The sequence below is a fragment of the Paraburkholderia sp. UCT31 genome (assembly GCF_014397655.1).
GTDB lineage: Bacteria > Pseudomonadota > Gammaproteobacteria > Burkholderiales > Burkholderiaceae > Paraburkholderia > Paraburkholderia tuberum.
The window spans coordinates 88,615-95,601 of sequence record NZ_VZQP01000033.1; the positions used below are offsets into that span (position 1 = coordinate 88,615).

Genomic DNA, 6,987 nt, shown 5'->3' on the forward strand with positions numbered 1-6,987 from the left:
CATGAGCGATGCACTGGATCTCAATCGCTCGTCGAGCGAACCGGACGAGACCGCACGTGCGTTGCCGGTTGGCAGCGCGGGCGAGCGATCGGGCGGCTGGTGGGGCTGCTTCACGCTGATCACGACCGAAGGCGCGCTGTTCGGCTATCTGATCTTCTCGTATCTGTATCTGGCCTCGCAAAGCCAGCAGCATTGGCCGCCGGAAGGATTGCCGAAGCTCGGGCTCGGCAGCGCGAATACGGTCATTCTGCTATCGAGCAGCGTGTTCGTCTGGTTCTGCGAGCGCTGCGTGCGTCGGCGGCGATTACGGCTCGGTGTCGCGTCGATGGCGGTGGGCATCGTGCTGGGCTGCATCTTCCTGGGCATTCAGTTGCGCGAATGGCACAACCACCCGTACGGGCTGACCTCGCATCTCTATGGTTCGCTGTACTTCACGATTACCGGCTTTCACATGGCGCACGTACTGGTCGGGATCGTCGTGCTGACGCTGCTGGCGATCTGGACCGCGCTCGGCTATTTCGACGACAAACGCTGCGCGGCGCTGTCGGTCGGTGGGCTGTATTGGCACTTCGTCGATGTCGTCTGGCTGTTCATTTTCAGCACGCTGTATCTGACGCCGTATCTGTTCCGGGAGTGGTCATGACGACAGCGCCCAGAGACTCGCACATCTCGATGCCCTACGTGCTGATCGGTCTGCTCGCGGCGCCGTTCGCGTGGCTGTTGCAGATGATGCTCGCGGAAGCGCTCGCGGCGCAGGCCTGCTATCCGTACAACCATCCGCTCGGCGCGCCGCTCGTGTCGTGGATGCGTCCGGCGCTCGTCGCGCTCGGCACCGTGTGTCTGATCGCGGGCGCGTTCGGCACGTGGGTCGCGTGGCGCAATTTGCGCCGCGTCGCGCCACTGAAGTTCGGTGCGCTGAACGGCGAGCGCCGCACGCGTGCCGAACTCGACTGGTTTCTGACGCACGTCGCGGTGATGTGCAGCACGCTGTTTCTGTTCGCATTGATCGCAACGGATGCCGCGGTCGCGATCGTGTCGCCGTGCAGGTGGTGGTGATGAAGCGCGACGTTCTCAACGCGGTCAGGTTCGCCATCGCGGCCGCATGCCCGCTGACGATAGCAGCGACCGCAAACGCCGCCAGCGCCTCCACCGACGCCGCGCAGGTCGCGCGCGGCGCATATCTCGCCAAAGCCGCCGATTGCGCCGGTTGCCACACCGCCGCGCCGCGCGTGCCGCATCCGGGCGCGGCGCCTGAGGCCACACCGCCGTTTGCCGGCGGCCTCGGCATGGGTTCGCCGTTCGGCACGATCTATACGTCGAACATCACGCCGGATCCGCAATACGGCATCGGCCGCTATAGCTATGACGACTTCGCGCGCGCGTTGCGCGAGGGCATCGCGCCCGGGGGCAAGCGGCTTTATCCGGCGATGCCGTACCCGTCGTTCGCGAAGATCACCGATGACGACATGCATGCTCTCTACGCATACTTCATGCACGGCGTGCAACCGGTCGCGGCCCCTGCCCCGCAAACGCGCTTGCCGTTTCCATTCAATCAGCGCTGGGTATTGATGTTCTGGGACTGGGCATTCGCGCCGAAAGGCCAGTTCAAAGCCGATGCGAAACGCGATGCGCAATGGAATCGCGGCGCGTATCTGGTGCAATCGCTCGGCCATTGTGGCGCCTGCCACACGCCGCGCGGACCGGCGTACGAAGAGCGCGGCTATGACGAGTCGGCATCGGCCTATCTGACGGGAGGCATCAACGATCACTGGTTCGCGCCGAACCTGAGCGCCGACCCGGGCTCGGGGCTCGGCCGCAGTTCCGCGACCGACATCGTCGAGTTCCTTCGAAACGGCCACGGCGGCGGACTCATCCCGTTCGGCAGCATGGTTCAGGTCGTCGAAGACAGCACGCAGTACCTGAACGACGACGATCTCGCGGCGATCGCCGCGTATTTGAAGAGCCTGCCGCCGCGCGCGCCAAGCGGCTATTTCAACGCCCGCTCCGCCGCCGCGCAGCAAACCGTACGGGCGCTGAAAACCGGGGATGTGGAAAGACCCGGCGCGGGCATTTACGCATCGTATTGCGCGCGCTGTCATCAGATGGATGGGGCGGGGGTGCCGAACAAGTATCCGCGCCTCGCGGGCAACCCCGCGGTGTTGTCGGCGTCGAGCGCGTCATTGGTGCGCTTGCTGGTCGAAGGCGGGGGCAGTCCGCATACCGAGTCGGGACCGGAGCCGCGCAAGATGCCGTCTTTCGCCGGCAAGCTGACGGACACCGAAATGGCGCGCGTGCTCACGTTTGTTCGGACCACATGGGGAAATGCGGCCGGACCGGTCACGCGAAACGATGTGTCGAGCGTGCGCGGCGCATTGCGCAAGTAAATGCCAACGCGCCTCGTCATGCGGTGTTCTCGTTACCGTCGCAGTGGAGATTGGCGGCGCTGAACAGCGTCTTCAGCTTCGCATTGACCGCGATCAACTCCCGTACTGGCGCCGCCGCGAGTTGCTGATCGAAGAGCGTGAGAACCTGACCGAGTAGCGCGTAGGCGTCGTGATCGACCACGCAGATGCCCGTTTCGAGTCCCGCCTGCCGGCAGCGCAGAATCGCGCCCTCCGCGTCGCGAAACAGCTCGGGTACGGCCGAACCATAGCCGCGCTGATTCAGTAGCATCGCCATGTAAATGGCCTGTGCCATGCTGCCGACGTGATATTGGTTGGCGGCGCCGCTGCGTAATGCCTCGAGCGTCATGTGATAGTCGAGCGAAATTTCGCCTGCTTTGGCAGGTACGATCGGGCGCAGCATAGCCTTCGGGTGCGTGCGCGGCGACTTCGCGGGTGCAGCGCGAGCAGGGCTCGCTTTTCTGGTCATAAGCTCACTGAGGCGGCCGGCGCGAGCCGGCCGCTACACCATCACGGAACCTGACAACGTCCATAACGGAAAACGGCTGCGCCGCGCGCGACGCGGCGCCGTTCCCGCTAGCCCATATGCAGACCGCCGTTCAGCGAGAAATCCGCCCCGGTCGCAAAGCCCGCTTGATCCGACGCGATCCACGCGACGATCGACGCAATCTCTTCCGGCGTGCCGAGACGCCGTACCGGAATTGTCGCGACGATTTTTTCCAGTACTTCCGGACGGATGGCCTTGACCATGTCGGTGCCGATGTAGCCCGGCGACACGGTGTTGACCGTCACGCCCTTGGTCGCCACTTCCTGCGCGAGTGACATCGTAAAGCCATGAATGCCGGCCTTGGCCGTGGAGTAGTTGGTTTGCCCGAACTGGCCTTTCTGGCCGTTGACCGACGAGATGTTGATGATGCGCCCAAAGCCTCGGCCGACCATGCCCTCGATGACCTGTTTGGTCACGTTGAACAGGCTCGTGAGATTGGTGTCGATCACCGCTTCCCAGTCTTCGAACGTCATCTTGCGGAACATGCCGTCGCGCGTGATGCCCGCGTTGTTGACGAGCACGTCGACTTCACCAACTTCTTTCCTGACCTTCTCGAACGCTTTCGCGGTGGACTCCCAATCCGCGACGTTGCCTTCCGATGCGACGAAGTTATAGCCGAGCGCTTTCTGATCTTCCAGCCATCGGGCTTTGCGCGCCGAGTTCGGGCCGCAGCCCGCGATGACGGTGTAGTTCTCTTTGTGCAAGCGCTGGCAAATGGCGGTTCCGATACCGCCCATGCCGCCGGTTACGTATGCAACACGGTTTGCCATAAGTCCTCCTTCTTGTTTGGGTGAGTTGAGCACGTTTGATTGGAGGATGGACCTATTATTGGCAGCGGCCAATGGCTGGGACGATGGGCATTTTCACCTACGGGTTAACTGCCAAATCAGGGGTGGAATCGTTGCTTGACGGGGCAATGAATTACGTCGATTGCGGGTTGCATGCTTTGCGAACTCCGGGGTCGCTCGAGACTGCCGGCCGCCCTCCCGTCCTTGCCTGCGCGCCGTCTTCCTCTTACCCTTAGCGTTAGCCTTAAGTACCTGCCCCGGACACCGTGCGGCAGACTGCCTGCACGGTCGTCGATGCAGGGCGCGAAGCCGTCCCTCGCTCCCGCGTCTATTCGTGTGATCATCAGAGGCACATCAGGATGACTGATTATCTTGCTGACATCGATCCCGACAGGTTGAACTTCCTTGGGATCTTCGGGCTGTTGATTGGCGGCCTCGCGCTGTTTCTTCTCGGTCTGGAGTTCTTGACCGGCGGCCTGAAGGCGATCGCGGGATCGAAACTGCAGTCGCTGATCGGCGTGCTGACCGCAAGCCGGTTTCGCGGCGTGGTGGCGGGCGCCGTCGTGACCGCGCTGCTGAATTCGTCGACCATCACGACGGTGCTGCTGGTCGGTTTCGTGTCCGCCGGCCTGATGACGTTGACCCAGGCGGTGCCGATGATCATGGGCGCGAACATCGGCTCGACCGTCACCGCGCAGATCATCGCCTTCGACGTTTCGCGTCTGACGCCGTACATGCTGTCGATCGGCTTCGTGCTGCACGCGTTTGCCCCGCGCGAGCTGCTGCGGCAGATCGGACGCGTCGTAATGGGGCTAGGACTGCTGTTCATGGGCATCCAGCTGATGGGCGAGTCCACGCATCCGCTGCGCACCTATCAGCCGTTCATCGACGCGATGCAGGACATGCGCAATCCGCTCGTCGGCGTCATCGTGGGGGCGGTCTTCACCGCGGTTGTGCAAAGCTCGGCGGCGACGCTCGCGGTCGTGATTGCGTTGAGCGGCCAGGGCTTGATGCCGCTCGAAGCCGCCATCACGCTGATTCTCGGCGCGAATGTCGGCACCTGCGGCACGGCACTGCTCGCCTCGATCGGCAAGCCACCGGAAGCGTTGCAGGTCGGCGTCGTGCATCTGATCTTCAATGTGCTCGGCGTCGTGATTGCGCTCTTCCTGATTCCGCAGATGGCGGAGGTCGTGCGCTGGATATCGCCGTCGCATCCGGAACTGCAAGGGCTTGCACGCCTCGCGGCCGAGGCGCCGCGTCAGGTAGCCAATGTGCATACGCTGTTCAGCGTGGCGAACACGCTGCTGCTGATCTGGTTTGCCGGTCCGATCGCGCGGCTCGCGCAACTGGTCGTGCCGAAGCGCGCGAAGGCCGCCAAACCCGCGGGTGATCCGCAGTATCTCGACGAGACGTCGCTGGCGGTGCCGGCGCTTGCACTGCAACGCGTGCGTATCGAGCTGACCCGGCTCGGTGCGCAGGTGCTCGACGTTGTGCAACGCGGCTCGCAAATGGTGTCGACCGGCACGATGGAAGAGATCAATCAGATGCTCGATCAGGACAAGGAAAGCGACCGGCTGGCCTTCGAGATTCTTCAATATATCGGCCGCCTGTCGCAGCGGCAGCACTCGGAGGAAGAAGGTCAGCAGGTGGTCGGCTACACGCAGGTCACGAGTCATCTGGAAAGCATCAGCGGCATTGTCGGCATGACGCTGATGACGGTCGGACAACAACGAATGACGCAGCAGATCGATCTGCTGCGTCTGCGCGATGCGGCGACCACGCAGTTTACCGAGGCGGTGATCCGCAATCTCGAGCAGGCGATCCGCACGATCGAGACGCGCGATCCGGAAGAGGTCGCGAAGGTCGTCGACGCGAAGGCCGGCATCGACAAGCTCGCCGCGACCGCGCGTCAGGTCGTGCTCGCGAAGCTTCAACTGGCGGACAAGGCGGACGTGGTCACGTTCCGGATCGCCATGGATCTGATCGAGCAGGGCCGGCAGATCGCGCAGTTCGCGCGGGCCATTGCGAAAAATGTGGCAGCGCTTCAAGAGCTGCAATAACGCGCGACGCATGATTGGAGATCGATATATTCGCGCAAAGTGATCGCCAGCACACGGACGTTGGGGTTGCACGAGCTCTAAACTTGTGGCGTGTCATCCTCGTGACACGCTTTCAAAGAGAGTGGGATTGCCCGCCTTCGCTGTGCGGGCTTTTTTCGCCTCGCGCGTGTTGTGGTATCAGTAGTCAAGGCGCGGCGGTGAAGTCGATCGTGCGACGACCCACGGTAGCTCGCACAATAAGCAACGCCTGAAGCGATTTAACACACGCCGCATCCACAATTTGATAGCCTTTGTCGCAGCAGAGCATTGAACTCAAGGAGGTCTTCACCATGATAAGGTGGCTTGCTAACTGGGCTTCACAACATGCTCCTACTCCCGAGAAACAGGCCGAACGCGCGCTGAACAACTTGCGCATGGAACTGTTTCAGGCCGAACAGCTCGTGCTCGACGCACAGCTGCGTGCCGATTACTATCGGGCTCGCCTGACCTTCCTCGAAGAAGTCACGAGAAAGGGAATCGAACAGGTATCGGACGAACGCAAGGCTCCTCTGGAGCCTCCCCAGCCGTTGCGGCCGGGACTCAAGCTCACCGCGGCGCAATAGCCGCGTCTATTCCATCGCAATGTGTTTCGTCACCCGCGTTTCGATACGTGGGCTGATGGCAATCGTGCTGTCGCGGGCGCGCGCAGTGCGCGCTCTCGATAGTCGATTGTGCGAGCATTGATTGCCGAGCGGAGAAGTGTCCGGTTGCCCGGTTTCGTGCTTCGACCGGGCAACCTGGACTGAGGGTTTGATTTTTACTGCGTGATTTTTACTGCGCGACTTCCACTGCGCCTCGCTTACTGCGAAACGCCTGCTTCGTCCTGCTTAACTTGCCAGATCGGGCGGCAGCTTGCCGCCGTTTGCCGCGAGCGCCTGCATCACCTGCTTGTGCAGCCAGATGTTCATGCTCGCGGAGTCGTTCATGTCCCCGCTGTACTTCAATTCCTGGGCAAGTTGCTTGCGGTGTTCGAGACTGCTGTCGACGCCGAGTGCCTTCATCGTGTCGACAATCGACGTACGCCAGTTCAACGTCTGTCCGCTTTCGCTGACGAGTTGATCCATCACGGCGGCCACGTCGACGTCGGTCAGCGGCGCGGGCGCGGCGGGAGCGCTGGGCGTCGCGGCTTGCGCGGCGGCCGGGTCGGGGGT

8 protein-coding genes are annotated in these 6,987 nt (G+C 62.7%); 5 read left to right on the forward strand and 3 right to left on the reverse strand.

What is annotated here, in order from left to right:
* Position 1: 1 nt before the first annotated feature.
* Genes F6X40_RS25715 through F6X40_RS25725 form a run of 3 tightly spaced genes read left to right on the forward strand, consistent with a single transcriptional unit; the run spans position 2 to position 2,384 of the window.
* Complete coding sequence (locus tag F6X40_RS25715) at positions 2-643, forward strand: heme-copper oxidase subunit III (protein WP_187629716.1); 642 nt, start codon at positions 2-4, stop codon at positions 641-643.
* Positions 640-1,056 carry a hypothetical protein gene (locus F6X40_RS25720; RefSeq protein WP_184064815.1) on the forward strand — a complete coding sequence of 139 codons (417 nt, stop codon included), beginning with the start codon at positions 640-642 and terminating at the stop codon, positions 1,054-1,056. The genes F6X40_RS25715 and F6X40_RS25720 overlap by 4 nt, the downstream gene beginning before the upstream one ends.
* On the forward strand, positions 1,056-2,384 hold the full coding sequence (locus F6X40_RS25725; RefSeq protein WP_187629717.1) for a c-type cytochrome: 1,329 nt from the start codon (positions 1,056-1,058) through the stop codon (positions 2,382-2,384). The genes F6X40_RS25720 and F6X40_RS25725 overlap by 1 nt, the downstream gene beginning before the upstream one ends.
* A 16-nt stretch (positions 2,385-2,400) precedes the next feature.
* Here F6X40_RS25725 and F6X40_RS25730 read toward each other — a convergent pair whose 3' ends face one another.
* The gene (locus tag F6X40_RS25730; protein ID WP_187629718.1) at positions 2,401-2,805 is read right to left on the reverse strand and encodes a Fis family transcriptional regulator; all 405 of its coding nucleotides are present in this window, start codon (positions 2,803-2,805) and stop codon (positions 2,401-2,403) included.
* Positions 2,806-2,978: 173 nt separating this feature from the next.
* Positions 2,979-3,719, reverse strand: a complete 741-nt coding sequence (locus F6X40_RS25735) for a 3-ketoacyl-ACP reductase (protein WP_090809155.1) — start codon at positions 3,717-3,719, stop codon at positions 2,979-2,981.
* 377 nt (positions 3,720-4,096) lie between these two features.
* Here F6X40_RS25735 and F6X40_RS25740 point away from each other — a divergent pair, with 377 nt between their 5' ends.
* Entirely contained in the window at positions 4,097-5,797 is a 1,701-nt protein-coding gene (locus F6X40_RS25740; RefSeq protein WP_184064825.1) for a Na/Pi cotransporter family protein, read from the forward strand.
* Positions 5,798-6,126: 329 nt separating this feature from the next.
* Complete coding sequence (locus F6X40_RS25745) at positions 6,127-6,399, forward strand: hypothetical protein (protein WP_013091148.1); 273 nt, start codon at positions 6,127-6,129, stop codon at positions 6,397-6,399.
* Between the two features lie 264 nt (positions 6,400-6,663).
* Here the strand turns inward: F6X40_RS25745 and F6X40_RS25750 are convergent.
* Positions 6,664-6,987: DUF3597 domain-containing protein (locus F6X40_RS25750; RefSeq protein WP_187618254.1), on the reverse strand; the 324-nt coding region annotated here is incomplete at its 5' end.